General features: G+C 59.8%; 23 protein-coding genes and 1 pseudogene. 11 read left to right on the forward strand and 13 right to left on the reverse strand.

Annotated features, from left to right (window positions below; genetic code table 11):
• Positions 1 to 55: 55 nt before the first annotated feature.
• On the reverse strand, positions 56 to 1,042 hold the full coding sequence (locus ACVVH8_RS12020; RefSeq protein ID WP_401297468.1) for an aliphatic sulfonate ABC transporter substrate-binding protein: 987 nt from the start codon (positions 1,040 to 1,042) through the stop codon (positions 56 to 58).
• Positions 1,043 to 1,335: 293 nt separating this feature from the next.
• On the opposite strand from ACVVH8_RS12020, the gene ACVVH8_RS12025 reads away from it, so the two are divergent.
• The 3 genes from ACVVH8_RS12025 (at position 1,336) to ACVVH8_RS12035 (ending at position 3,667) form a co-directional block, all read left to right on the forward strand.
• Positions 1,336 to 2,283, forward strand: coding sequence for an ABC transporter substrate-binding protein (locus ACVVH8_RS12025; protein ID WP_475230321.1), 948 nt, complete (start codon positions 1,336 to 1,338; stop codon positions 2,281 to 2,283).
• A 131-nt stretch (positions 2,284 to 2,414) separates the two neighbouring features.
• Positions 2,415 to 3,314: a polysaccharide deacetylase family protein gene (locus ACVVH8_RS12030; protein WP_475230324.1), complete on the forward strand. Its 900-nt coding sequence runs from the start codon at positions 2,415 to 2,417 to the stop codon at positions 3,312 to 3,314.
• A 110-nt stretch (positions 3,315 to 3,424) separates the two neighbouring features.
• A complete protein-coding gene (locus ACVVH8_RS12035) occupies positions 3,425 to 3,667 on the forward strand; it encodes a DUF1652 domain-containing protein (protein ID WP_103303443.1) in 243 nt (80 codons plus the stop codon).
• Positions 3,668 to 3,670: 3 nt separating this feature from the next.
• Here ACVVH8_RS12035 and ACVVH8_RS12040 read toward each other — a convergent pair whose 3' ends face one another.
• Complete coding sequence (locus ACVVH8_RS12040) at positions 3,671 to 4,033, reverse strand: NUDIX hydrolase (protein ID WP_103303444.1); 363 nt, start codon at positions 4,031 to 4,033, stop codon at positions 3,671 to 3,673.
• 222 nt (positions 4,034 to 4,255) lie between these two features.
• Between ACVVH8_RS12040 and ACVVH8_RS12045 the strand changes: the two genes are divergently transcribed.
• Positions 4,256 to 4,453 (forward strand): DUF2188 domain-containing protein, encoded by a 198-nt coding sequence (locus ACVVH8_RS12045; protein ID WP_103303445.1) that lies wholly within the window; start codon positions 4,256 to 4,258, stop codon positions 4,451 to 4,453.
• A gap of 59 nt (positions 4,454 to 4,512) precedes the next feature.
• On the opposite strand, the gene ACVVH8_RS12050 is transcribed toward ACVVH8_RS12045, so the two are convergent.
• The gene (locus tag ACVVH8_RS12050; RefSeq protein ID WP_103303446.1) at positions 4,513 to 4,752 is read right to left on the reverse strand and encodes a hypothetical protein; all 240 of its coding nucleotides are present in this window, start codon (positions 4,750 to 4,752) and stop codon (positions 4,513 to 4,515) included.
• A gap of 200 nt (positions 4,753 to 4,952) precedes the next feature.
• Here ACVVH8_RS12050 and ACVVH8_RS12055 point away from each other — a divergent pair, with 200 nt between their 5' ends.
• Entirely contained in the window at positions 4,953 to 5,288 is a 336-nt protein-coding gene (locus ACVVH8_RS12055; protein WP_103303447.1) for a hypothetical protein, read from the forward strand.
• Between the two features lie 74 nt (positions 5,289 to 5,362).
• Here ACVVH8_RS12055 and ACVVH8_RS12060 read toward each other — a convergent pair whose 3' ends face one another.
• The gene (locus ACVVH8_RS12060) at positions 5,363 to 5,911 is read right to left on the reverse strand and encodes an RrF2 family transcriptional regulator (protein WP_475230327.1); all 549 of its coding nucleotides are present in this window, start codon (positions 5,909 to 5,911) and stop codon (positions 5,363 to 5,365) included.
• 291 nt (positions 5,912 to 6,202) lie between these two features.
• Here ACVVH8_RS12060 and ACVVH8_RS12065 point away from each other — a divergent pair, with 291 nt between their 5' ends.
• Both ACVVH8_RS12065 and ACVVH8_RS12070 read left to right on the forward strand, forming a co-directional pair.
• Positions 6,203 to 7,405 carry an NAD(P)/FAD-dependent oxidoreductase gene (locus tag ACVVH8_RS12065; RefSeq protein WP_475230330.1) on the forward strand — a complete coding sequence of 401 codons (1,203 nt, stop codon included), beginning with the start codon at positions 6,203 to 6,205 and terminating at the stop codon, positions 7,403 to 7,405.
• A gap of 267 nt (positions 7,406 to 7,672) precedes the next feature.
• Positions 7,673 to 8,278: pseudogene (locus tag ACVVH8_RS12070) on the forward strand (DUF6338 family protein).
• A gap of 203 nt (positions 8,279 to 8,481) precedes the next feature.
• Here the strand turns inward: ACVVH8_RS12070 and ACVVH8_RS12075 are convergent.
• Positions 8,482 to 9,366: a LysR substrate-binding domain-containing protein gene (locus tag ACVVH8_RS12075; RefSeq protein ID WP_213028363.1), complete on the reverse strand. Its 885-nt coding sequence runs from the start codon at positions 9,364 to 9,366 to the stop codon at positions 8,482 to 8,484.
• 159 nt (positions 9,367 to 9,525) lie between these two features.
• Between ACVVH8_RS12075 and ydiJ the strand changes: the two genes are divergently transcribed.
• Positions 9,526 to 12,552 (forward strand): D-2-hydroxyglutarate dehydrogenase YdiJ, encoded by a 3,027-nt coding sequence (gene ydiJ / locus ACVVH8_RS12080; RefSeq protein ID WP_475230333.1) that lies wholly within the window; start codon positions 9,526 to 9,528, stop codon positions 12,550 to 12,552.
• On the opposite strand, the gene ACVVH8_RS12085 is transcribed toward ydiJ, so the two are convergent.
• The 3 genes from ACVVH8_RS12085 to ACVVH8_RS12095 are packed head-to-tail and all read right to left on the reverse strand — an operon-like array spanning position 12,485 to position 14,713.
• Complete coding sequence (locus ACVVH8_RS12085) at positions 12,485 to 13,174, reverse strand: paraquat-inducible protein A (RefSeq protein ID WP_475230336.1); 690 nt, start codon at positions 13,172 to 13,174, stop codon at positions 12,485 to 12,487. The two genes, ydiJ and ACVVH8_RS12085, sit on opposite strands and share 68 nt — an antisense overlap.
• Entirely contained in the window at positions 13,171 to 13,767 is a 597-nt protein-coding gene (locus tag ACVVH8_RS12090) for a paraquat-inducible protein A (protein ID WP_103303454.1), read from the reverse strand. The genes ACVVH8_RS12085 and ACVVH8_RS12090 overlap by 4 nt, the downstream gene beginning before the upstream one ends.
• A gap of 46 nt (positions 13,768 to 13,813) precedes the next feature.
• Positions 13,814 to 14,713, reverse strand: a complete 900-nt coding sequence (locus ACVVH8_RS12095) for a LysR family transcriptional regulator (RefSeq protein WP_103303455.1) — start codon at positions 14,711 to 14,713, stop codon at positions 13,814 to 13,816.
• Between the two features lie 264 nt (positions 14,714 to 14,977).
• Here ACVVH8_RS12095 and ACVVH8_RS12100 point away from each other — a divergent pair, with 264 nt between their 5' ends.
• Entirely contained in the window at positions 14,978 to 16,513 is a 1,536-nt protein-coding gene (locus tag ACVVH8_RS12100) for an MFS transporter (RefSeq protein WP_475230339.1), read from the forward strand.
• A gap of 336 nt (positions 16,514 to 16,849) precedes the next feature.
• Here the strand turns inward: ACVVH8_RS12100 and ACVVH8_RS12105 are convergent, their stop codons facing one another.
• The gene (locus tag ACVVH8_RS12105) at positions 16,850 to 18,241 is read right to left on the reverse strand and encodes an aldehyde dehydrogenase family protein (RefSeq protein ID WP_475230342.1); all 1,392 of its coding nucleotides are present in this window, start codon (positions 18,239 to 18,241) and stop codon (positions 16,850 to 16,852) included.
• Positions 18,242 to 18,344: 103 nt separating this feature from the next.
• Here ACVVH8_RS12105 and ptrR point away from each other — a divergent pair, with 103 nt between their 5' ends.
• A complete protein-coding gene (gene ptrR / locus ACVVH8_RS12110; RefSeq protein ID WP_103303458.1) occupies positions 18,345 to 19,223 on the forward strand; it encodes a putrescine utilization regulator PtrR in 879 nt (292 codons plus the stop codon).
• A 77-nt stretch (positions 19,224 to 19,300) separates the two neighbouring features.
• Here the strand turns inward: ptrR and ACVVH8_RS12115 are convergent, their stop codons facing one another.
• Together ACVVH8_RS12115 and ACVVH8_RS12120 are read right to left on the reverse strand one after the other, a co-directional pair.
• Positions 19,301 to 20,878 (reverse strand): aldehyde dehydrogenase (NADP(+)), encoded by a 1,578-nt coding sequence (locus ACVVH8_RS12115; RefSeq protein WP_475230345.1) that lies wholly within the window; start codon positions 20,876 to 20,878, stop codon positions 19,301 to 19,303.
• Positions 20,875 to 21,513: a cysteine hydrolase family protein gene (locus tag ACVVH8_RS12120; RefSeq protein ID WP_475230347.1), complete on the reverse strand. Its 639-nt coding sequence runs from the start codon at positions 21,511 to 21,513 to the stop codon at positions 20,875 to 20,877. Before ACVVH8_RS12120 ends, ACVVH8_RS12115 begins: the two co-directional genes overlap by 4 nt.
• 99 nt (positions 21,514 to 21,612) lie before the next feature.
• On the opposite strand from ACVVH8_RS12120, the gene ACVVH8_RS12125 reads away from it, so the two are divergent.
• Positions 21,613 to 22,113, forward strand: a complete 501-nt coding sequence (locus ACVVH8_RS12125) for a winged helix-turn-helix transcriptional regulator (RefSeq protein WP_475230350.1) — start codon at positions 21,613 to 21,615, stop codon at positions 22,111 to 22,113.
• 6 nt (positions 22,114 to 22,119) lie between these two features.
• Here ACVVH8_RS12125 and ACVVH8_RS12130 read toward each other — a convergent pair whose 3' ends face one another.
• Both ACVVH8_RS12130 and ACVVH8_RS12135 read right to left on the reverse strand, forming a co-directional pair.
• On the reverse strand, positions 22,120 to 22,743 hold the full coding sequence (locus tag ACVVH8_RS12130; RefSeq protein WP_475230352.1) for a glutathione S-transferase family protein: 624 nt from the start codon (positions 22,741 to 22,743) through the stop codon (positions 22,120 to 22,122).
• A gap of 99 nt (positions 22,744 to 22,842) precedes the next feature.
• On the reverse strand, positions 22,843 to 24,258 hold the full coding sequence (locus ACVVH8_RS12135; RefSeq protein WP_475230355.1) for a purine-cytosine permease family protein: 1,416 nt from the start codon (positions 24,256 to 24,258) through the stop codon (positions 22,843 to 22,845).
• Positions 24,259 to 24,479: the final 221 nt, after the last annotated feature.

Genomic DNA, 24,479 nt, shown 5'->3' on the forward strand with positions numbered 1-24,479 from the left:
GGCTCCGCTCACGACGAATCCGCGACGCGCGCGGATTCGGGGTGAGTCTTTTCGATTACTGGCGGGCGACGGCTTGCTGCACACCGCTGTCGAGCAACTGGTCGATGACTTGATCGACATTCACGCCACGGCGCACCAGTTCTTCGGAGACCAGAATCGGCGCGGCCGCTTTCGAGGCGACGACATCATTGGCGGTCAGTTGCGGGCTGCTCAAGTCGGTGCGCGACAGCTGCAGTTTGGCCACGTCCAGCGGCAGTCCGGACTCCTTGGCGAGCAGGGCGGCGAACTCATCAGGGTTTTTCAGCGCCCATTCGCGGGCCTGTTCGTAAGCCTTGATCACCGTGTCGATGGTCTGCGGATGTTCCTTGGCGTACTGCTCGGTAACGCTGACCACGCCGTAACTGTTGAACGCCGGGTTGCGATACAACAGGCGCGAACCCGCCTGCACCTGGCTGGCGGCCATGTGCGGATCGAGACCGGCCCAAGCGTCGACATCGCCTTTTTCCAGCGCGGTGCGGCCGTCCGGATGTTGCAGGTGCACCAATTCCACGTCGTCCTTTTTCAGCCCGGCCTGTTGCAGGCTGCGTAGGGTAAACAGATACGGGTCGGTGCCTTTGGTCGCGGCGATCTTCTTGCCCTTGAGGTCGGCGATGCTCTGGTACGGCGAGTCTTTGCGCACGACCAGCGCAGTCCATTCAGCGCGGCTGTAAACGTACACCGATTTGATCGGGCTGCCATTTGCGCGGCTCAGCACGGCGGCGAGGCTTGCGCTGGAGGCGAAATCGACGCCGCCGCTATTGAGGTACTCCAGTGAGCGATTGCTGCCCTGGCTCAATACCCAGCTGACTTTGCTCTGCGGCAGGGCTTTTTCGAGGAAGCCGAAATGTTTAAGCACCAGGCTGACCGGGGAGTAATAGGCGTAGTCCAGGTGTACTTCCGCCGGAGCGGTTTCGGCGGCTTGGGCCAGCGGTTGCAGGCTCAGTGCCATTGCGCTGGCGGCGAGCAGTGTTTTGAGACGGGAAAAGGGCAATGACAATTTCATGGGGCGCTCCGGCAAAGGCACAGGTTCTTATGTCCAAAAAGATATTTTTTTTGAATGCTTCCTGCATGAATGGAATATTGCAGGCTCTGTGCCATGTGCCTCGAAGTGCCGGTTTACAAGGGGTTTATTGAAGAATGCCAAGGTGTCGCTGTTGCTCTGCGAACAGTGTGATTTGCCACTGTTGCTGGATGGACAGTAGAGATCCGAGGTGCTGAGCTTATGCATTAATCGAATTTCAAAGTGATCATTTAACGGCGTTATGTTCTATGCAATCTCTCTTTGCAGGACTCGCCATGAAGCTTTCCCGTTTCCTCCGTTGCGCGTTGACCGCTGCGCTGTTTGCGTCGCCACTTTCCTACGCTGCCGAACCTTTGGTCCTGCATGTCGGTGACCAGAACTACTACAACATTCGCGCTTCGGTGGAAGCTTCCGGTGTGTTGAAAGACGCGCCTTACACCGTAGACTGGAAACATTTCCAGGCGGCTGCACCGTTGGCGGAGGCTTTGCAAACCGGTGCGATTGATCTGGGATTCCTCGGCGATTCCGGTTTTCTTTTTCTGGCAGCGAAGCAAGCGCCGGTGAAGTTGATCGGCGTCTCCCGACAAAACCCCGACACGATTGCCTTGCTGGTGCCCAAGGATTCTCCGGTGAAAACCATCGCCGACCTCAAGGGCAAGAAAGTCGCCTATTGGCCCGGCGCCTGGAGCCAGCAATTGACCTTGCGCGCATTGGAGCAGGGTGGCCTGCCGGAGAATTACGTCGACTTCGTCAAACTGATGCCAATTGATGCCGCTGCCGCTTTGCCGCAGGGCAGCATCGACGCCTTTCCGGTTTGGGAACCGTACATTTCCCAGCAGATTGTCTTCTCTGGTGCTCGACCAATTCTCACGGCGAAGAATCTGATGCCGGGGCTCAGCGCGATCGCGGCTTCAACCCCTTCCATTGATAGCAAACGTGAAGCGATCGCCGATTTTCTCGGACGTTTGAAGCAAGCGCGGGCCTGGGTCGATAGCCATACCGATGAGTACGCCGACCTGTGGGCGAAGAAAGCCAATCTCGATCAGGAGGTTTCGCGGCACTGGCTGCGCCAGGCGCACATGACTGTCGGGCCGGTGGATCAACAGGCGGCCACGGATCTGCAAAGCACCGCAGACTTCCTGTTTAAAGTGAAAGCGCTACCGGCTCCGCTGGCCACGGCGGGGATTATCGACAGCTCCTTTCAGCAGGCACTGGCTCACTGAACGAGCGCCGGAACCAAACCCTGTGTACCTTATCCAACCTCGGCTCTCAGAACCGGGCACAAGGATGGATAAGGGCGAGGGAGTTTTGCCAATCGACAACATGACCGCAGTGGTCGGGCTCAAGGCAAAACATGACATCCGGATTCAGACTTCTTTGTGCAGCGGCCATGGTGTTGGGGTTGGCCGGCTGCATCGCCGCGCCCATCGAAATGACCGCACAAACCGAAACACGCCTGAAGGTTCAAGCCCCCGTGCGTTTTCTGCTGACGTTCGATGACGGCCCAAGCGCTTCGAGTTTCTGGAACCCGTCGGCCACCGTACTCGACAGTCTCAAGGACAATCCTGTGCAGCCGGGCATCAAAGCGGTGTTCTTTGTCCAGACCCGTGCGCCCCGGGCCGGCAACAGCGATATCGGCCGCGGCATCATGCGTCGAGAGTTTGCCGAGGGGCACATTCTCGCTTTCCACACCGCGACTCACTGGCACACCAATCACCGATCGCTCGATCCTCAAGAGCTCGAAGAGTCGCTGACCAACGGCACAACGGACATCGCCGCCATCACTGGTGCGCCACCGACGTTGTTGCGTCCGCCGTTCTGGAACTACGACAAACGTACATTCGCTGCCTATCAACAGCATGGGCTGCACGTGTTACTCACCGATTTGAGCGCCAATGACGGCAAGATCTGGGGCTTCAATGCCAGTCCGCGCCGGCGGGCAAACATGCTGCGGCAGTTATCGGAGGTTCGTGAGCGCATTGCGCTGGGGCAATTTCCGACCGTCGATGGCGTGATTCCGGTGGTGGTGACGTTTCACGACCTCAACCGTTACACCGCGCGGCACACTCGCGAATACTTGCAGATCCTTCTCGATAGCGCGGCGGCCATAGGTGTGAGGCTGGCGGACAAGCCTTTCTACGATGATCACGCCGATCTGGAACGGGCCGCGTTGGCGCGTACCGTGGAAAAAAGCTCGGAGCCAGTGCAGCTGCCGGGTATCTGGAACTGGATTTGGGATCACGACGCGCACTGAGTGACTGCGTTAAAGTTGTGACCGGGTTAACGGTTTTGTACCGGGCACGGTACAAATTGCTCATCTATGCTCTACGGATCGATTGATTTTCGCCTGCGAGGCGTCCGTCCATGCTTGCCATTGCCGAGATTTGCCGCATCGTCGAATCCGGGTTTCCGGCGTTCAAGTGCGACTGCGTTCCCTCCACGCAGGGGCTGCTGCAGATCAAGGTGTATGAGCCAGAAAGCGGACGCGTCGAATTGCTGCTCAATGGCGTTTCCCCAGAGCACCTCGTCACCATCCGTGACATTTCCAACTTCATTGGTGAGTTGCGCACGGAAATGAGCGCGGGTCGCCGGGCGTTCGCCGGTTAGTCCTCATAAACGCCGTTGAAATGCCTGGACGATGCGCAATGTCGCATCACTGGTGTTGAGGTTGCACACCGCATTCAGCGGGTGCCAGATGCAGTCGATAATTTCATTTTGCGGGCGCACCTGATCAATGTTCAGCACTGATGCCTCGTAGACGTGATGCCGGGTGCCACCGCTTTCCAGTTCCATCAGATACAACATTTCGTCGGCATTCAGGCCGGTCTCTTCCTGCAATTCGCGTACGGCGGCATCGGCTCGGGTTTCCCCGGGCTCGACCTTGCCGCCGGGCAATGTCCAGCGGCAGCGGGGTTTGCGCACCAGGAGAATATGTCGATCCTGTTCGCAAATGACGGTGGCACGTACTTTCATCTGTTACCTGTTTACTGCTTGTCACAAAATAGTCATAAAACTGCAATATTCGAGCCGGGCCTTTGGTTAAAGGTTCCTTCTCGGTTTGGAGCTTTTTTTTGTATGAAAAGTGCCAGCCCCCTGACTGGCAGGCATGACGACACCCGGTAGGCACCGCGGCGAAAACAGGGTGTAAGGTAAAAGCGTGAAGCTGAACCTGTCCGTTAGCGAAAGGAGGTGACCGTGAGCATTGCGATGCTGAACAAGATGCACATGAACGGTTATGACGTGCTCAGCGTGAACAACGGCCCATGGCGGGTGTGCACCCAGGGTGATCGGCTGGCGTCATTTGCCAGCAGAGAAGAGGCGCTGGCCTACGCGGCCGCACTTCCCGGTTACCAAAAACGCTCGAAGTGTGCGCAAAGTCACAAGGCAAGTTGAATGGCGGCAATGAACAGCCCCGGTTTAGGCCGGGGCTTTTGTTTGGGGGCGAGCCAGTGTCAGTGGACTTTGGTTCGACTGATCGCGCGGGCCTTCACTTCCTTGGCGTACAGTTGCAGCCGCTCCTCATCACTCTGCAGGACCTCGCAGGATCTCAGCACTGCCTGGGCGTCCGCCTCGTTGCCGGATTTGCGCAGTTGCTCGGCGATGCGTTTGAGGTCGACTGCCGACCAGCGCAGATCCGATGCAACGCTTTGCAGGTCGCGCTGAAGTTCGTGTTCGTATTCATTGAGCCGCATGATCACCTCCAGAACATTCTCGGTAGAAAATAGTAGTCGGATTTTTTGCGGGTAGCGTGTAGCTCGTCTGTCAGTGGCCAGAAAGGTTGTGAAAAATTGTGCCGTCTCCCCCGAGGGCGCGGTGCCATGATGGATGTGTATCCTGTTAGGCGTTACATTCGCTTTTTTTTCAGCACGCTTTCTACAAATAAGGAAACACCATGCGGATATGGATCGGAGGGCTGGCGTTAGCCATGTTGGCAGGCTGTTCATTGCCGACATCGTTGGTGCCGGGTGAACCGAACGTCAGCAAGACCAGTAACAAGGCGCCGAAGGATTACGCCGCGTGTGTATTGCCGTTGTGGCAGCAGGATGTGGCGAAAACGTCGCAGACGTCGATTTCCAACGGCTATCGCATTACCGCCCCGAGCATCATTACCGCTGACGAGATTCTCGATATCGTCAAGTACAAGGATGGCAGTCGCGTTTCGTTGTATCAGGGGCCGCCGTGGGCCAAGTCCGGCTCGTTGCGCAAATCGGTGCGTGATTGTCTGTAGCGCTCTCGTCTGGCGCAAAAAAGCAGAAACCGGATCAGCGGTTTCTGCTTTTTTTTCGATTTTTTGCGGGGCGGTCAGTCGGAAATGTCGGTCAAAGGGATGGTCGCGAAGTTGCCTTTTTTCTCGCGTCGATCCTGAATCCAGTCTTCCACCTGTTGGCCAAATTCTGCTGGTGCCTTGCGCCCGACCTTTCTGGCGATGTCGAGAATGGTCTGTTGGGCGAGGGCCTCTTCCATGCGTTGCTGCGCGGTCATCATCGCGGCGTGGATCGAGCAGGTGCCTTCGGTGGCCCATTCTGGCGGCTTGCCTTCAAACAGGGCGCAACGCCCACGGATGTCGCGACATTCGAAAATGTTCTTGCGCCCATCGATCGCTTTGACGATATCGAGCAGGGTGATTTCATCGGCCGGGCGCGCCAGGCTGAACCCACCGCGTACACCTTCGGACGCCACCACCAGTTTGCTCTTGGCCAGTTTGGTGAAGATTTTCGCCAGATATTCCACCGGCACGCCCTGCAGTTCGGCGAGGTCACGCGCGCTGGCCTCACGAGTATCGCCGCCGTTACCGACCAGAAATGCCAGGCAATGAATGCCGTATTCGACGCCTGCGCTGTATAGAGACATGGTTAAGTCCGACTTGATTTGTCGTAAATGTTATCAGCCATGATCCGAGTGGGCAATCTGCGGAGAGAGGTGGAATTGCATCAATAAAGGGCTGTGAGTGCATTCTCTGTGCGATTTGTCCGGATTTTAGCTACCGATGTCATCGATAAATCCGATCAAACCTATCGGATAATCTGACTTGTGAGAAATATATCCGACTAATAAAGTCGGCGCTATTGAGTTGGCAGTGACTGACTCAAAACGAATTCGATTTCTCTCTTACAGTCGCTGGGCGTTTTCTGGAGAAACACAATGAAGCAGCAGATTCTGGTTATCGGCGCAGGTTTTGGCGGCATGTGGTCGGCATTGAGTGCTACGCGTCTGGTCGACCTTCATGGCCGCAACGACGTTGAAATCACCGTTCTCGCGCCTCAGGCGGAGCTGCGTGTACGTCCGCGATTTTATGAGCCGAACGCTCATCAACTGGCTGCACCGTTGCATGAACTGTTCGAAGCAGTCGGCGTTCACTTCATCAAGGGTGCGGCGCAAGCCATCGATGTGGCAGAAAAAACCGTCGGTTACACCGATCAGTCGGGTCAGAAGCAGACGTTCCACTACGACAAACTCGTTCTGGCCAGCGGCAGTGGTCTGGCGCAGTCGGCGACACCGGGCGTCGCGCAATACGCATTCGACGTCGATCAGATCGAAGCGGCGATTCGTCTCGAAGCACACCTCAAAGCCCTGAAAGACCTCCCTGACAGCAATGCGCGCAACACGGTAGTAGTTGCGGGCGGTGGTTTTACCGGTATTGAAACCGCGACAGAAATGCCGACGCGCCTGCGCGCAATCCTCGGCGAACAGGCCGACATTAACGTCATCCTCGTTGATCGCGGGCAGAAGATCGGTGCTTCGATGGGTGAAGAAATCAGCAAGTCCATCGTCGAGGCCAGCGAGGAGCTGGGCGTTGCATGGCGTCTCGGTGTGTCGATACAGTCGGTTGATGCCGACGGCGTGACGCTGTCGGACGGTCAGCATATCGAGGCGAAAACCGTCATCTGGACCACGGGCGTACGCGCCAGCTCGCTCACCGAGCAAATCCCGGCCGAGCGTGATAAACAAGGGCGCTTGCACGTCGATGCGCACCTGAAAGTCATCGGTCAGGACGACATTTTTGCCACCGGCGACGTCGCCTACGCCGCCACCGACGACATCGGCAATTACGCGCTGATGACTTGCCAGCATGCGATCTCGTTGGGTCGTCACGCCGGCAACAACGTCGCGGCGCAGATTCTCGGTGTCGACCCGACGCCGTACAGCCAGCCGAAATACGTCACCTGCCTGGACCTCGGTGCCTGGGGCGCGGTGTACACCGAAGGCTGGGACCGTCAGGTGAAACTGGTTAAACAGGAAGGCAAGGCGTTGAAGACCCAGATCAACACGCAATGGATCTATCCGCCTGTGGCTGATCGTGCCAGCGCGCTGGCGGCAGCGGACCCGATGATTCCTGTGGCGTAATCCATGCTGCGCAGAAAAATCCCGCTCATTGAGCGGGATTTTTTTGTCTGCGCAATAGGCTGTTACCAGGCTTCTCGACGCATGCTTTTCAAGTTTGTCGCTGCGTTAGAGGGGGCGGCGCTGATCTGGCTTTGCGCAGATCGGCGCCTGCAATGAGAAGTGACAGTTGTGCGAGGGCGGCTTTCTTGGGTCGGCTAGGCTTTATCACGCCAGCCCTTGAAAGAGGCGAGGGAAGGATTGTTTCGATATCTGAAGGAGATGCGGATCATGGATGATCTGGTGAAAGAGGTAATTCCGCTGTTGCAGTACTTGATTCCCGGGTTTCTATCGACCTGGATTTTTTACTCGCTCACAGCGTTCAGGCGACCGGATACATTTGGTCAGATTGTGCAGGCTTTGATTTTTACGTTTGTGATTCAAGGAGCTGTGTAGGGGATCGGAGGGATATCTTTGTGGGTAGGGACCAAAGGCATCTCAGTTGGTCCGTGGAGTGCCAAGGCAGAAACACTGTGGGCTCTGGTTGTTTCAATCTCGCTCGGTCTGTTTTTCTGTCGCCTCGCCACCAGTGGCAAGTTGCACGGGTGGTTGCGTGGCAGAAATCTGACGAAACAATCTTCCTACCCCAGTGAGTGGTTCAGCACGTTCGCGCAGCATCATCGTCTGGTCACACTGCATTTGACCGATGATAGACGCCTTTTCGGCTGGCCCGCAGAGTGGCCTCCCGAGTCCGCCAAAGGTCAGTTTGTGTTGCAGAACCCCAGATGGTTGAAAAGTGATGGAACCGTGGCGTCTTTTGGCGCTGAGTATTTGGTGATAGATTCCGCGAAGGTCCAATGGGTTGAATTCAGCCCGCTATCAGGGGGTTCGACATGACTGCCAGAGCAACGCAACCAATGCCTCCCAGCGTGGCGCGCCTTTTTGTCGGCCCGGACGGCAAGCCTTCACCAAACCTGAAGGGACCCAGCGCACCACCTCCGGCACCAAAGCGCTAACACGCCAGGCGCGCCGCTTTATGAGCGGCGCTTCATTGGTGCGGCAGTTATCCAGGATTAGTGGTCCGCTGCCGCACACCGCGGTCAAACCGTCTCCACCAACCAATCCCGAAACGCCTTCAACGACGGCAACGCTTCATTGCGTGGCGGATACACCAGGTAATAGCTGCGCCGGCTGGTGATCGGCTCGCCCAGTTGCAGCAACTCACCGTTGAGCAACTCATCCTCGACCAGAATTCGCGGCACCAGGCCCACGCCAATGTTGGCCCGCACGGCCTGAATCAAATGTGAGGTCATTTCAAAGCTCGGGCCGATGCGCATGCTGCGGTGCGGCAAGCCGTGATGGCTGAACCATTCGGCCCACGCCTGAGCATTGCTGCTGACATTGAGCAGCAATTGCCCGGCGATGTGCTGCTCGGCGTCGTTGCGCTCAGCGGCCGACAATTGCGCACTGGCGATCACCACCAGTTCCTCGGTGTGCAAGGGCAGCGATGTCAGCCCTGGCCATTCACCCCCTCCAACGCAAATCGCCGCGTCGATTTCGCTGGTGTCGAAGTCGATGGCTTCGATACGCGAATGCAGGTGCACGGTCATGCCCGGGTGCGCGGTGTAGAAATCCTTGAGGCGCGGCAGCAGCCACTTCGAACCGAAGGTCGGTAATGTCGCCAGGCGCAAACTGTGGATGCCGGAACCGAACGCCATTGCTTGCAGCGTGGCACTGCGGATTTGCCCAAGGGCTTCAGCCAGTTCACGCTGATACATGCGCCCGACATCTGTCAGCACGACTTTGCGCCCCTCGCGATTGAACAGGCGCATGCCGAGCATCTTCTCGAGAATCTGTACCTGACGGCTGACCGCGCTTTGCGTCAACGACAGTTCGTGGGCGGCGCGGGTGTAGCTTTCATGGCGGGCGGCAGCCTCGAAGGCGAGCAGTAACGACATGGAAGGGGTGAGCGTTCGCGGATTCATTCGGAAAAGTCATTAATAACGGGTCGAATTTACGGTTGTCCCAACGAGTCTCAACAATGAACATGGGCAACATGAGATGGCGGAGCCTGACGCAATCATTCGTTGCGTACAACTGTTCACCGCCACACGGCCTGATTTTGACCCGAGATGCCCTGACCGATGATTGCCCAGCTGTCGCCCGCTACCGCTCTGACATCCGATTACCAGCAGTTCCTCAAAGCCCTGAAAACCAGTGGTTTTCGCGGCGAGATCAGCGCCGACTACGCCAGCCGCGTGGTGCTGGCCACCGATAATTCGATCTATCAGCGCCTGCCGCAAGCCGCTGTATTTCCCATGGACGCTGACGATGTGGCGCGGGTCGCACGACTGATCGCCGAGCCGGCATTCCAACAAGTGGTGATCACCCCGCGTGGTGGTGGCACCGGCACCAATGGTCAGTCGTTGACCGACGGCATCGTGGTCGACTTGTCGCGGCACATGAATCACATTCTTGAAATCAACGTCGAACAACGCTGGGTGCGCGTGCAGGCCGGGGTGGTCAAGGATCAGCTCAATGCCGCGCTGAAATCCGCCGGATTGTTCTTCGCGCCGGAGCTGTCGACCTCCAACCGCGCCACCGTCGGCGGGATGATCAACACCGACGCCAGTGGCCAGGGTAGTTGCACCTACGGCAAGACCCGCGACCACGTCCTCGAACTCGACATGATTCTGCGTGGTGGTGAACGTCTGCACGGTCAACCGCTGCAAGAAAGTGAACTGCAAACGTTGTGCGCCCGGGAGGATCGGGTCGGTGAAGTCTACCGTTGTGCGCGGCAGATCATTGATGAGCAGGGTGAGCTGATCAAACAGCGTTTCCCGGATTTGAACCGTTGCCTGACCGGTTACGACCTGGCGCACCTGCGCGAGGCGGACAACCGTTTCAACCTCAACAGCGTGCTGTGTGGCGCTGAAGGCTCGCTCGGTTTTGTGGTCGAGGCGAAGTTGAACGTGCTGCCGATTCCCAGGCACACGATGCTGGTCAACATCCGTTACGCCGGCTTCATGGATGCGCTGCGCGATGCCCGTGCCTTGATGGCGCTCAAGCCATTGTCGATCGAAACCGTGGACTCGAAGGTGTTGTTGTTGGCGATGCAGGACATCGTCTGGCACGGCGTTGCCGAGTATTTCCCGGAGAATGCCGAGCGAGCGACGTTGGGCATCAACCTCGTCGAGTTCTGTGGTGATGATCCCGAAGAACTGCAACGGCGGGTCGAGGCGTTTGTCGAGCACCTGAGCAGCGACCTCACCGTTGAACGTTTGGGGCACACGCTGGCGGTCGGTCATGCGGCGGTGAACAAGGTCTACGGCATGCGTAAACGCGCAGTCGGCCTGCTCGGCAACGTCGCCGGGGAAGCACGGCCACAGCCATTTGTCGAAGACACCGCCGTGCCACCGCAACATCTGGCCGAATACATCGCCGAGCTGCGCGACCTGCTCGACAGCCACGGTCTGCAATACGGCATGTTCGGTCATGTCGATGCCGGCGTGTTGCATGTGCGGCCGATTCTCGACATGAAAGATCCGCAGCAAGCGGCGCTGGTGCGCCCGGTGTCCGATGGCGTTGCTGCATTGACTCAACGTTACGGGGGCCTGCTGTGGGGTGAGCACGGCAAAGGTCTGCGCTCGGAATATGCCCCGGCATTTTTTGGCGAACTGTATCCGGCGCTGCAAGCGTTGAAAGCGGCGTTTGACCCGTTCAACCAGTTCAACCCCGGCAAGATCGCCACCCCGGCCAACACGGGCGCGGCGTTGTTGAAAATCGACGAAGTGACCCTGCGTGGCGAACTGGACCGGCAGATCGACGAGAAAGTCTGGCAGGACTACGGCGCCGCCATGCACTGCAACGGCAACGGCGCCTGCTATAACTTCGATCCTGACGACGCGATGTGCCCGTCGTGGAAAGCCACCCGCGAACGCGCGCAATCGCCCAAGGGCCGCGCCTCGTTGATCCGCGAATGGCTGCGCTTGCAGGGCGAGGCAGGCGTCGATGTGTTGTCCGATGCGATCCGCCGGCCGGGGTTTTTCACCACGTTGTGGCAGCGCTGGCGCAACAGTCGTACGCAGACTGAGGATTTTTCCCATGAGGTTTATGACGCCATGGCCGGGTGCCTGGCGTGCAAATCCTGCGCGGGGCAGTGCCCGGTGAAGGTCAATGTGCCGGAGTTTCGTTCGCGGTTTCTTGAGCTGTATCACACGCGGTATCTGCGTCCGGTGCGGGATTACCTGATCGCCTCGCTGGAGTACAGCATCCCGTACATGGCGCGGATTCCGGCGCTGTACAACGGTTTGATGGGCGCGTCCTTTGTCCGCAAGCAGCTGGAGCGTCTTGGCGGCATGGTCGATGTGCCATTGCTCAGCCGCTTCGATTTCCATGCGGCACTGCGTCGCTGGCAAGTGCAGCCGGCGACGCTGGCGACCTTGTCTGCGCTGACCCCGGCGCAGCGTGAGCGCAGTGTTGTGCTGGTGCAGGACGCGTTTACCCGTTACTTCGAAGCACCGCTGCTGGCGGATCTGCTCGAGCTGATCTCGCGCCTCGGTTATCAGGTGTATCTGGCACCGTTCAGCGCCAACGGCAAGCCGCTGCATGTGCAGGGTTTTCTGTCGGCGTTCAATCGTGCGGCGTTGCGCAATGCACGGCAACTGCGTGAGTTGGCCGATATCGGCGTGCCGCTGGTGGGGCTGGACCCGGCGATGACACTGGTCTATCGCCAGGAATACCTGAAAGTGCCGGGCATGGAGCAATGCCCGGAAGTCTCTTTGGTGCAGGAATGGCTGCTCAAAGTGATGCCGCAGCAGACGACTCACCGCAGCGCTGAGACCTTCCGCTTGCTGGCGCATTGCACGGAGAAAACCAACGCACCGGCCGCCACTCGGCAGTGGGAACAAGTGTTCGAGCGCGCAGGCTTGAAACTGGCGACCCAGGCCACCGGTTGCTGCGGCATGTCCGGGACCTACGGCCACGAGGCGCGCAACCAAGAAACCTCGGCGGTGATTTATAAGCAGTCGTGGGCGTGTCAGGTCGATGCGCCGGCGGAGCAGGGCGAGGCACTGGCCACCGGTTATTCGTGCCGCAGCCAGGTCAAGCGCCAGTCGGATCGGGCGTTGCGCCATCCGTTGCAGGTGCTGCTGGAGGGCGTTCGTCGCTGAGCGGCTCGTCGTCCGCGGCGTTGTCCCAGATCAGGCGTGGGTCGAAGCTCATCGCCGAGAGCATGGTAAATACCACCACCATGCCAAAAAACAGGATGCCCGGGCGCGGCTCGATGTCGCCCAGCGCCTGGAACTTCACCAGCGCCGCGACCAGCGCGACCACCAGCACGTCGAGCATCGACCAATAGCCGATCAGCTCGACGAAACGGAACAGCTTCGAGCGCTCCCGGCGCGCCCAGGCACTGTCGCGCTGCACGGTGATCAGCAGCAGCGACAGCGCGACAAATTTGATCCCCGGCACCGCGATGCTGGCGATGAAAATGATCAGCGCGATGTCCCACGCACCTCCTTCCCAGAACTCCAGCACGCCGCTCATGATCGTGCTGTCGGCGCCGTTGCCGAGCATCACCGTATTCATCACCGGCAGCAGATTGGCCGGCACATAAAACGCCAGCGCAGCGAACAGATAGGCCCAGGTGCGAGCCAGGGAATTGGTCTTGCGCCGGTGCAACGGCGCATCGCAGCGCGGGCACTCGTGTGGCTCATCACTCATGTCACAGGCCAGCCCGCAGCTGTGGCACAGGCACAGATTGAGTTCACTGGCAGTCGGTGGCCGTTTCATAGGATGTCCCAGAGCTCACGGATATCGCGGCCGGCAATGCGGATCATCATCAGGCTCAGCACGGCCAGCGCGAACAGGCCGATGCCGGGCAAGACATCGAGCAGCCCGGCGAGTTTGAACACCGCCACCATCGCCCCCAGCAGGCACACTTCGAGCATGCTCCACGGGCGCAAGGTTTCCAGCCAGCGCATGCACAACTTGAAGCCGGGTGCGCGTCGCGAGGAGAGGGCATAACCGAGCACCCAGGCCAGCAACACCAATTGAAACGCCGGGGCGATGATGATCGAAATGGCCGCGACCATGGCCATGAACGTGATCGGCCCCTGACTCAGCGCCAGAACCGAATCCCACAGCGTTGCGCTGTTTTTCAGGCCTTTCATGCTGATGCTCATCACCGGATAGAAATTGGCGAACAGCCACAATATCGCCGCCGTGAACGTCAGGGCCAGACGTTGCTCGACGGTCAGACCATTGAAGCGCTGGAGCACCCCGCCACAGCGCAGGCACAGGGTCTTCTGATGCTTGGCGAGCACGGCTTTTTCGTACACGCAATCGCAGTGCTCACAGATGATCAGGTGTTCGGTGTTGACCATGGACAACGCTCGACGCAGGGACCTGATCACTATAGACGCTGATCCGTCAGAGGCGCGGCGGGAAGTGGCGGGCGAAGTCGATGAACGCCTTGAGCGGAGCCGGGACGTGGCGGCGGCTCGGGTAATACAGGTTCAGGCCGGGGTAGCTGGGGCACCAGTCTGCCAGCACTTGCACCAGACGCCCGGCGCGCAGATGGTCGCTGACCATCTCTTCGAACACATACGCCAGCCCCAACCCTTGCAGCGCCGGGCCGACCATCAGGCTGACGTCGCCGAGGGTCAAGGGGCCGTTGACTTCGATTTCCTCGGCGATGCCGTCCCGTTCGAATTCCCAGCGATACATCGCGCCGCTGGGGAAACGATGGCGGATGCACGGCAGGTCATGCAGGTCCTCGGGTTTCTGTGGCGCGGCGTGGCGTTGGAAAAATGCCGGCGAACCGACCACCACCGAGCGCATCGACGGCCCGATCGGCAGCGACACCATGTCTGCCTCCAGGCGATTGCCAAAGCGCACGCCGGCATCAAAGCCGTTTGCGACGATGTCCAGCAGAGCGTCGCTTTCGACGACTTCCAGGCGAATGTCCGCATACGCCTGTAAAAATTCACTGGCAATTGGCAACAGCACCAGTTCACAGGCTTGGCGCCCGCAGGTGATGCGCAGATTGCCTGAGGGTTTGTCGCGAAAGTGGTTGAGGTCTTCCAGCGCATCGTCGATGTCGCGAAACGCCGGTTTGAGCCGCGCGTACAGGCGCTCGCCGGCCTCGGTCAATGCCACGCTGCGGGTGGTGCGATTGAACAGACGCACGCCGAGCCTGTTTTCCAGCGCCTTCACCGAATGGCTCAGCGCGGAGGGCGTCAGGCCGAGTTCGATGGCGGCTTTGCTGAAGTTCAGCTGCTGCGCCGTGCATAAAAATACCGAGAGATCTGCCGCTGAGGGGGATTTCATCTGTGAATGCCTTTCACAAAGCCATGCGATTTTGCTGGGATTATCACATCAGTAGCACGGCCTTAAAGTCGCATCAACTTTCGAGCAGGGCCGGCACCTCGGCTGAGTCGCAGATCCTGTGGGAGCGGGCTTGCTCGCGAAGAGGGCGTGTCAGTCGACAAATAGTGTGACGGTCGAATGGTCTTCGCGGCAAAGTTGCTCCCACAGCGAAAGCGCTGTGCAGTGTATTCACGCAATGATTTTCTTTTGACAAGGGATTGCCTCATGACTTCTGTAATTGAACAGCGCGGAGCACGCGACAAGCTGCTGATCCTCGCAGCCGTGTGCCTTTCAGCACTGGTACTTCCTTTGAGTTTTACTGGCGGCGCGGTGGCGACACCGGCCATTGGCCGTGATCTGGGCGGCAGCCCCGCGGCGCTGACCTGGATCACCAATGCGTTCATGTTGTCGTTCGGCAGTTTGCTGATGGCGGCGGGGGCACTGGCCGATGCTTACGGGCGCAAGCGGCTTTTCACGTTCGGCATGTTGCTGTTTACCGCGGCATCGATTGCGCAGAGTCTTGCGCCATCGGTGTTCTGGCTGGATGTGCTGCGTGCCGTTCAGGGCGTGGCCGGTGCGGCGGCACTGGCCAGTGGTTCGGCATCGCTGGCCCAGGAGTTCGACGGCCATGCCCGCACGCGGGCGTACAGTCTGCTCGGCACCACATTCGGCATTGGCCTGGCGTTTGGGCCTTTACTGGCCGGAGCGCTGATCGAGGCGTTCAGTTGGCGGGCGATTTTTGTCTTCACCGCGCTGGTTGGCGTGATCGCCATGGTCTTCGGCCTGCCACGCATGCATGAAAGCCGCGATCCGGACGCCAAAGGTCTGGATTGGCCGGGCACCGTTCTGTTCAGTTCAATGTTGGCGCTGTTCACTTTTGGCCTGATCCAGGCGCCGGACAGTGGTTGGGGCAGCCTGTGGGTGATCGGGTTGCTAGGTGCTTCGGCATGCTTGCTGGTGGCCTTCGTGATGGTTGAAATGCGCGTCAAGCGGCCGATGCTCGATCTGACCCTGTTCCGCTTCCCGCGCTTCATTGGCGTGCAGATGCTGCCGATCGGCACCTGTTTTTGCTACATCGTGCTGGTGGTCATGCTGCCATTGCGCTTTATCGGCGTGGAAGGCTTGAGTGAAATCGATGCCGGTCTGCTGTTGCTGGCGTTGTCGGCGCCGATGCTGGTGGTACCGATGCTTGCCGCGTCGATGACGCGGTTTGTCTCGGCAGGCATCTTGTCCGGTGTCGGCTTTCTGATGGCTGCCTTAGGCCTGCACTGGCTGAGCCTGTACAACGTTGGCGAGCCGAAATTCGCGCTTATCGTGCCGATGGTGTTGATCGGAATTGGCGCCGGGTTGCCGTGGGGCCTGATGGATGGTTTATCGGTCAGCGTGGTGCCGAAAGAGCGCGCCGGCATGGCGGCGGGGATCTTCAATACCGTGCGGGTGGCGGGAGAGGGGATTGCCTTGGCGGTTGTGGCGGCGATCCTGGCTTCACTGCTGCACACCGATCTGTCGAATACGCTGGCGGGCGGTGCCGATTCGGCACTGATTGCCGAAACGGCGCATCGTGTCACCACCGGCGACATGGCCCATGCGATCAACAGCGTGCCGGGGCTGGCCAACGAGCGACTGGTGCAAGGTTACGCCTCGGCGTTCCAGTATCTGCTGCACATCCTGACGGTCATCACCTTGCTGTCGGCGGTGGTGGTGTTGGGGTTGTTGAGCAGGGATCGCAACGTCACGGCGACGCAAAAGGCAGCGGCATAACACCATCCCTGTGGGAGTGGGTGTACTGAAATTCAGGGCCACGGCAAATCCCTGTGGGAGCGGGCTTGCCCGCGAAGGCGTCGGCCCGGGCAACATCGATTTCGCCTGACCCACCGCCATCGCTGGCAAGCCAGCTCCCACAAGTTTCACGGGTGTACTCAAAATCCAGAGCCACCGCATATTCCTGTGGGAGCGGGCTTGCCCGCGAAGGCGCCGGCCCGGGCAACATCGATTTCGCCTGGCCCACCGTCATCGCTGGCAAGCCAGCTCCCACCGGGTTTACGGGTGTACTGAAATCCAAGGGCCACGCAGCTTCCACAGGTTTCGGTCTCGCTTTTACTTGCGATCCAGCCACACCGTTTGCGCGTTGCAGAACTCGCGCACGCCGAAGTGCGACAACTCACGGCCGAAGCCGCTTTTCTTCACGCCACCAAAGGTCACGCGTGGGTCGCTGGCGGAGTAGCCGTTGATGAACACGCCGCCGGTTTCCAGTTCGCTGGTCAGTTGCTGGGCCAGTTGCACATTGGCGGTGTAGATCGTCGCGGTCAGGCCGAAATCACTGTCGTTGGCCAAAGTGACGGCATGCGCACAATCCCGGGCGGTGATGATCGAAGCGACCGGGCCGAACAGTTCCTGTTTGAACGAAGTCATGCGATCGGTAACGTCGGCCAGCACAGTCGGTTCGTAGTAGTTGCCAGCGCCTTCAGCCTTGCCGCCACCCAGCAACAGCGTTGCGCCTTCTTCGAGGGTGTCGCGCACTTGCTGATCGAGTTCGTCACGCAGATCGAAGCGCGCCATCGGCCCGATGTAAGTCTCGGCGGACAGTGGATCGCCGACCTTCAGCTTGCGCGTCGCTTCGACGAATTTGCGGGTAAATTCCTCGACCACGCCTTCTTCGATGATCAGACGCTTGGCTGCCGCGCAGACCTGGCCGGAATTCTGGTAGCGACCGATCACGGCGGCCTGAACGGCTTCGTCGAGGTCAGCGTCATTCAACACGATGAATGGATCGGAACCGCCCAGTTCCAGTACGCATTTCTTCAGTGCAGCGCCGGCCTGCGCGCCGATGGCCATGCCGGCACGCACGCTGCCGGTCAGGGTCACAGCGGCGATGCGCGGGTCGGCGATGGCTTTCGAAACGCCTTCAGGCGTCACATTGATCACCTCAAATACACCGGCGGAAAACCCGGCGCGAGTAAACGCATCGCGCAGCAGATAAGCGCTGCCCATCACGTTCGGCGCATGCTTGAGCACGTAGGTGTTGCCAGCGATCAGCGCGGGCACCGCACCGCGCAGCACTTGCCAGATCGGGAAGTTCCACGGCATCACCGCGAGGATCGGGCCGAGTGGACGGTATTCGATACGCGCCTTGCCACCTTCGACTTGCGTCGGCTCGGCGTCGAGCATCGCCGGGCCGTGTTCGGCGTACCATTCGCAGAGCTTGGCGCATTTTTCGATTTCGCCACGGGCCTGGGCGATGGGTTTGCCCATTTCCAGGGTGATCATGGTGGCCATTTCTTCGGCGGTTTCACGCAGGGCGCCGGCCAGCGCAGTCAGTGCGCGGGAGCGGTCTTGCAGCGGCTTGCGTTTCCATTTGCCAAAGCCGAACGCGGCGCGGGTCAGGGCGGCGTCGAGGGCTTCGGCGGATTCAAAGGCGTAGGCGCCGATTTGCTCGCCGGTGGCGGGGTTGATCGAGATGGCGTGGGTCTGGCTGGAAATCTGGCTCATGGCGTCGTCCTGCGTGTTCAGTGGATGGGCCTAGAGTAGGGTGGCGTTTGTCTTCTGGAAACTGAATAATAAAGATCGTTTCTTTCACGTTTGGAGAATGACTGTGGATCTGGTGCAGCTGGAAATCTTCAAGGCCGTGGCCGAGCACGGCAGCATCAGCGCGGCGGCGGCGCAGATCCATCGCGTGCCGTCGAACCTGACCACGCGGATCAAGCAGCTGGAGCAGGATCTGGGTGTCGATCTGTTTATTCGCGAGAAAAGCCGTTTGCGCCTGTCACCGGCCGGATGGAGTTTTCTCGAATACGCGCGGCGCATCCTCGATCTGGTTCAGGAAGCCCGGGCCACCGTCGCGGGCGAAGAACCGCAGGGCGCCTTTCCCCTCGGTTCGCTGGAAAGCACGGCGGCGGTGCGCATTCCCGAACTGCTGGCGGCGTACAACCAACTGCATCCGAAAGTCGATCTCGATCTGTCCACCGGGCCGTCCGGAACGATGATCGACGGCGTGCTTTCCGGGCGTCTGGCGGCGGCATTTGTCGACGGTCCGGTGCTGCACCCGACGCTGGAAGGCGTGCCGGCATTCGAAGAAGAAATGGTCGTGATCGCGCCGCTCAATCATCCGCCGGTGCGGCGCGCGGCGGATGTCAACGGCGAAAACATTTACGCCTTTCGCTCCAACTGCTCGTACCGCCATCACTTCGAAAAATGGTTCAGCACCGACGCCGCCGTGCCCGGCAAGATCTTCGAAATGGAGTCCTATCACGGCATGCTCGCCTGCGTCAGTGCGGGTGCCGGTCTGGCCCTGATGCCGCGCAAGATGCTGCAGAGCATGCCCGGCAGCGCGACGGTGAGTGTCTGGCCGTTGGCGGCGGATTTTCGCTATCTGACCACTTGGCTGGTGTGGCGGCGGGGCACGGTGTCGCGCAGTCTGAGCATGTTTGTGCGCTTGCTTGAGGAGCGCGGTGTCGTGCGGGCTGAAGAGTAACGGACACGTTGTGTCATGGCCGTAGCGTTCTTGGCCAGTCCTGAAACGGCTGTAAACCTTATTCAGGACCGGACATATCAAACAGCGCTGTGTGCCCCATCGACATTGCGCGGTAGATTCAGTGGATTGTCTTCGCGCAACACCTCGGGCAGCAACGCATCGGGAAACCCCTGGTAGGCCACCGGCCGCAAAAAACGCTCGATCGAAGTCATGCCGACCGAAGTAAACCGGCTGTCGGAGGTGGCCGGGAACGGCCCGCCATGGACAGTGGCATAGGTCACTTCCTGCGGATGAGCGAAGGCGTTAACCACGATGCGCCCGGTGCGGCGTTCCAGAATCGGCAGCAGGCGCCGGGCCAGTCCCAGATCGCGATCTTCAAGATGCATCGCCGCGCTGAGCTGTCCTTTGAACGAGCGGGCGACCGCCAGCAGTTGCGCTTCATCATCGACTGAAACCAGCAGCGCCGACGGGCCGAACACTTCGTGGGCCAGCGCTGGTTCGTTGAGCAAACGTTGCCCGTCGACTTCCAGCAATGCCGCGCGACCGTCCAACGTTGCATCGGCTGGCGTGCCCACGGCGATCAGGTCAGCCCCGGCACTTTCCATCGCCATCAGTCCTTTCACGTAGGCACCATGAATGCCCGGTGTCAGCATCGTGCGCGCCGGTGCCTCGCTGACCCGTTTGCGCAGGGCGCTGCGCAGCGTTTCAAACCCGGCGCCTTTGATGGCGATCAGAATCGACGGGCACAAACAGGCCTGGCCGACGTTGACCAGCATCCGTTCGATAAAGCCGTCACCGATCTCTGCGCCGCGAACGGCCAGGGCTTCGGGAAGGATGAACGTCGGGTTGACGCTGGTCATCTCGGTGAACACCGGTATCGGATCAGGGCGCAGTTGCGCGCGACGATAGAGGGCCATGCCACCCTGCTCGGAGCCGGTGAATGTCACCGCTTTGATCAACGGGTGATCCACCAGCGCCTCGCCAATGGCATTGCCGTCGCCGCGCACCATCGAGAACACACCTTCGTGCAGACCATGGGCCTGCACGGCATTGCGAATGGCGCGTGCCTGGATTTCCGATGCGCCGGGGTGCGCGTTGTGTGCCTTGAGAATCACTGTCGCGCCGGCGGCCAGTGCCGACGCGGTATCGCCACCCGCCACCGAATAAGAGATGGGGAAATTGCTCGCACCAAAAATCGCCACCGGGCCGAGGGCGATTTTTTGCAGGCGATGATCCATGCGCGGGCGCGGCTGACGTTCGGGTTGCGCAGGGTCGATCGCCAATTGCAGGAAGCGACCCTTGCGCACCACGTCGGCGAACTGGCGGAACTGGGTGGCGGCCCTTGCGGCTTCGCCTTCGAACTGAGAGTGCGGCAGACCGGTTTCCAGTGCCGTACGCGCCGCCAGCTCAGGACGAACGGCGTCGAGGTTGTCGGCAATGGTTTCTAGAAATGCCGCGCGTTCGGCCAGTGAGGTGTGGCTGTAGCTGTCGAATGCTGCATCGGCAAGCGTCGCGGCCTGATCGACCTGCGCGGGTCCACCGAAGGCAAACTCGGGCTCGATCAATTGGTTTGTTGCCGGATTCAACGCTTTCATCGTGCCTTCGCTGGCGGGCACATCAGCCGCGCCGATCAGCAGGTGGCCGCTCAGACTCATTTTGATTCCCCTTGCGGGTTGAGGTTGGCGATCAGTTCGTCGGTGCTGGCGATGACATGGGCAAAGGTCGGGCCATTGAGTTCGTGGGCGGCGTGCATCATCTCTGGCTTGAACGCGGCGGTCGCGTCGCGCACCAGGGTCACGTGGTAACCCAGTTCTGAGGCGTAACGCGCAGTGGCCTCGATACAGGTGTTGGCCAGCAGGCCGACGATGATCACGTGGGTGATGCCTTTCTGCTTCAGGCGAAAATCCAGATCGGTATTGGCAAAACCACTGGAGCCCCAGTGTTCCTGCACCACGATGTCGCCGTCCTTCGGCGCGAAATCCGGGTGCCACTCGCCGCCCCATTCGCCACGGGCAAAATGGTGCATGTGCATGATCTTGCATTGCGTGGGCGTCGGGTGCTGCCAGTTTTCGTAGTCGCCTTTTTCCCAGCGGTGATGGGGTACGATGACCACCGGAATTTCCAGCGCACGTACGGCGCGGTCGAGTTTGCGCAGGTTGTCGAGCAGGCCGTTGTCCTCGGCCATCGGTTTGATCAGCGGGAAGATCTTGCCGCCGTCCGAGAGGAAATCGTTGTACGGATCGACTAGCAGGTAAGCGGTTCTGTCCAGCGGATAGAGAGAGTTCGACATGACTGTTTGCTCCGGCGATGGGATTGATCGGTGCGCAGGGCTTGTCCCGGCATCATGTAGATATGATAATCATAGTAACTGTAAAAGAGGCAAGCCCTGATGTCAGTAAACGATAGTCCTGCCGCGCAGACGCTGTGCCCGATTGCCCGGGCCGAGGCGATCGTCGGTGACCGCTGGACGGTGCTGGTCTTGCGCGAGTTGTTCATGGGCAATCATCGCTATGACGAGATCCAGGCGCAGACCGGCGGCACGCCGCAAATGGTCGCCGCTCGTCTGAAATGCCTGGAGGCGGACGGGCTGATCGAGCGTCGCTTGTACAACGAGCGGCCGAAACGCTACGAGTACCACCTCACCGCGAAAGGCGAGGCGTTCTACCCGGTGGTCATTGCTTTGCGTAAGTGGGGCGAAACCTGGTGCAAGGCACCGGAGGAGGGGCTGGCGGTGAACATGACCCACAAGCTCTGCAATCACAGCGCCGGTCTGGGCCCGCTGTGCGATCACTGTGGCGAGCCGTTGCGCCGTGAGGATTTGATCAGCCAACCGAGAGAAGCCTACGCCGCCGAACGGCAGGCGCGGCGTGAGGCGTTCAAAGCGAAATAGTGTGCGTCATGGCGTGCCGTTGCGCCCGTGCAGTCGATAGCCGGGCCGTTGAGTCAGGCGTTCGTAGTAGGCGCTCACCGCTGGAAAATCAGGGTGATCCAGTGGCGTCTCAAACCAGCGATTGACCGACAGCCCGATAGGAATATCAGCGAGCGAAAACTGTTCGCCGCTGATGTAGGCGCCGGTTTTCTCCAGCTGTCGGTCGAGGATTTTCATGGTGTTGGACCACTGCTCGATACCGTTGGCCAATGCCGCGCGATCCTGATGGCCCGGCGACTTGCGCACCAGCGACAAAAACGCATATGACCACGAGCGATTCAGCTCCGACGCCTGCCAGTCGATCCACTGATCGACCCGCGCTCGGCCTTGCGCGTCAGTCGGGTAAAGGTGCGTGCCGTCATAGCGCGCCACCAGATAACGGATGATCGAATTGGATTCCCACAAAGTGAAATCACCGTCCTGAACCACCGGCACCATGGCGCACGGATTCAATGCGAGAAACTCCGGTGTATCGGTCGGTTTGAACCCGGAACCCCAGTCCTCATGCTCGAACGGAATCTGCAATTCGGCGCAGGTCCACAGCACTTTGCGCACGTTGATCGATGAAGCTTTACCCAGGATTCGCAGCATTGGAGTTCCCTGTCCGGTAGTCGTCGGTCGCAAACAAATACCACAGGACAATGCAAAAGGCCCGCACATGGCGGGCCTTCCTGGGGCATCGAAGCGATTTCAGAGACTGCTCGCCAGGTTGCCACCGGTCATCCGCCGACGGTAAGCGCTGTCACGATTGGCCAGCCAGAAATACAGCGGCGACGTCACCAACAACCCCACCAGCCACGACAGGTCTGCGCCGTTGATGTGCGCCGACACCGGGCCGACGTACAGCGGCGTGTTCATGAACGGGATCTGCACGGCGATGCCGATCGCGTAGGCCAGCAAGGCCTGCGGGTTGTAACGCCCGTAGATGCCGCCGTCGACCTGGAAGATCGACTGGATGTCGTACTTGCCCTTGTGGATCGCGTAGAAGTCGATCAGGTTGATTGCCGTCCACGGCACCAATACCACCAGCAGCACCAGCACCATGTCGACGAAGTGACCGATGAAGTCCTTTGAGGCGCCCACAGCGGCAAAGCAGCAGCCCAGCAACACGATGATCGAGATCACCGCACGGCTCTTGGCGGTCGGAATCCAGCGATAGGCGAAGGTCTGCACCAGGGTGATCAGCGACAGCACTGCGCCATACAGGTTGAGGGCGTTGTGGCTGATCACGCTGAGCAGGAACAGCACCAGCATCAGCGGGCCGATGGAGCCGGTGGCGAGTTTGACCGCTTCCATGGTGTCCATGCCCACCGGTGTCGCCAGCACGGCAACGGCGCCGAAGATGAACGCTAGGCTCGACCCCAGCGCCGAGCCCAGATAGGTGGTCCAGAACGTCGACGACACCTTCACATCGGCCGGCAGATAACGCGAGTAGTCGGAAACGTAAGGCGCAAACGCGATCTGCCACAACGCCGCCAGCGACACGGTGGCCAGCCAGCCGGAGAGGTTGAAGCTGCCCCGGGTGAGGAAATCATCGGTCTGGATGTGCGTGAAGATGTAGCCGAAACCGACGACGATGCCGATCCCCAGCACCCAGGTGCCGATGCGGTTGAGCACGTGGATGAAGCGGTAGCCGATGATGCCGATGATCCCCGAACCGAAGGCGCCGATGACGATGCCGACCGGCACCGGAACGCTGTCGACCACGCCATGCAGCGACTTGCCTGCGAGCACGATGTTGGAAGCGAAGAAGCCGATGTACATGACGCCGGCAATCAGCACCACCAGCAGAGCACCGAGGGAACCGAACTGGGCGCGGCTCTGGATCATCTGCGGAATGCCCATCTGCGGGCCTTGCGCCGAGTGCAGCGCCATCAGCACTCCGCCAACCAAGTGGCCGACCAGAATGGCGACGATGCCCCACACCAGATTCAAGTGAAACAACTGCACGCCCAATGCACCGGTGACGATGGGCAACGGCGCGATGTTGCCGCCGAACCAGAGCGTGAACAGATCCCTGACCTTTCCGTGGCGATCTTCGGGGGGCACGTATCCTATCGTGTGTTTTTCAATGAGCGGGGCGGACGTTGTTGCAGAGGTGGACATGACGAACTCCAAGGCAAGGATGAGTACGTGGACGTACTTCGGTAAGCGCCGACACGGACGGCGCATTTCTTGTTGAAGCGATCATGTGCAAAGGTTCGGGAGAGATAAATTAGTAAGTTTGTTGCTATAGACCTTAAAAAAAGTATGCCGCGCGTGGCGGGGCTGTCCGGTATGTTCAGTCTTCACTCTTATCTGAATTTGCACAGTCCTGTGGCGAGGGG

This window comes from Pseudomonas trutticola BRTCR10 (assembly GCF_056155105.1).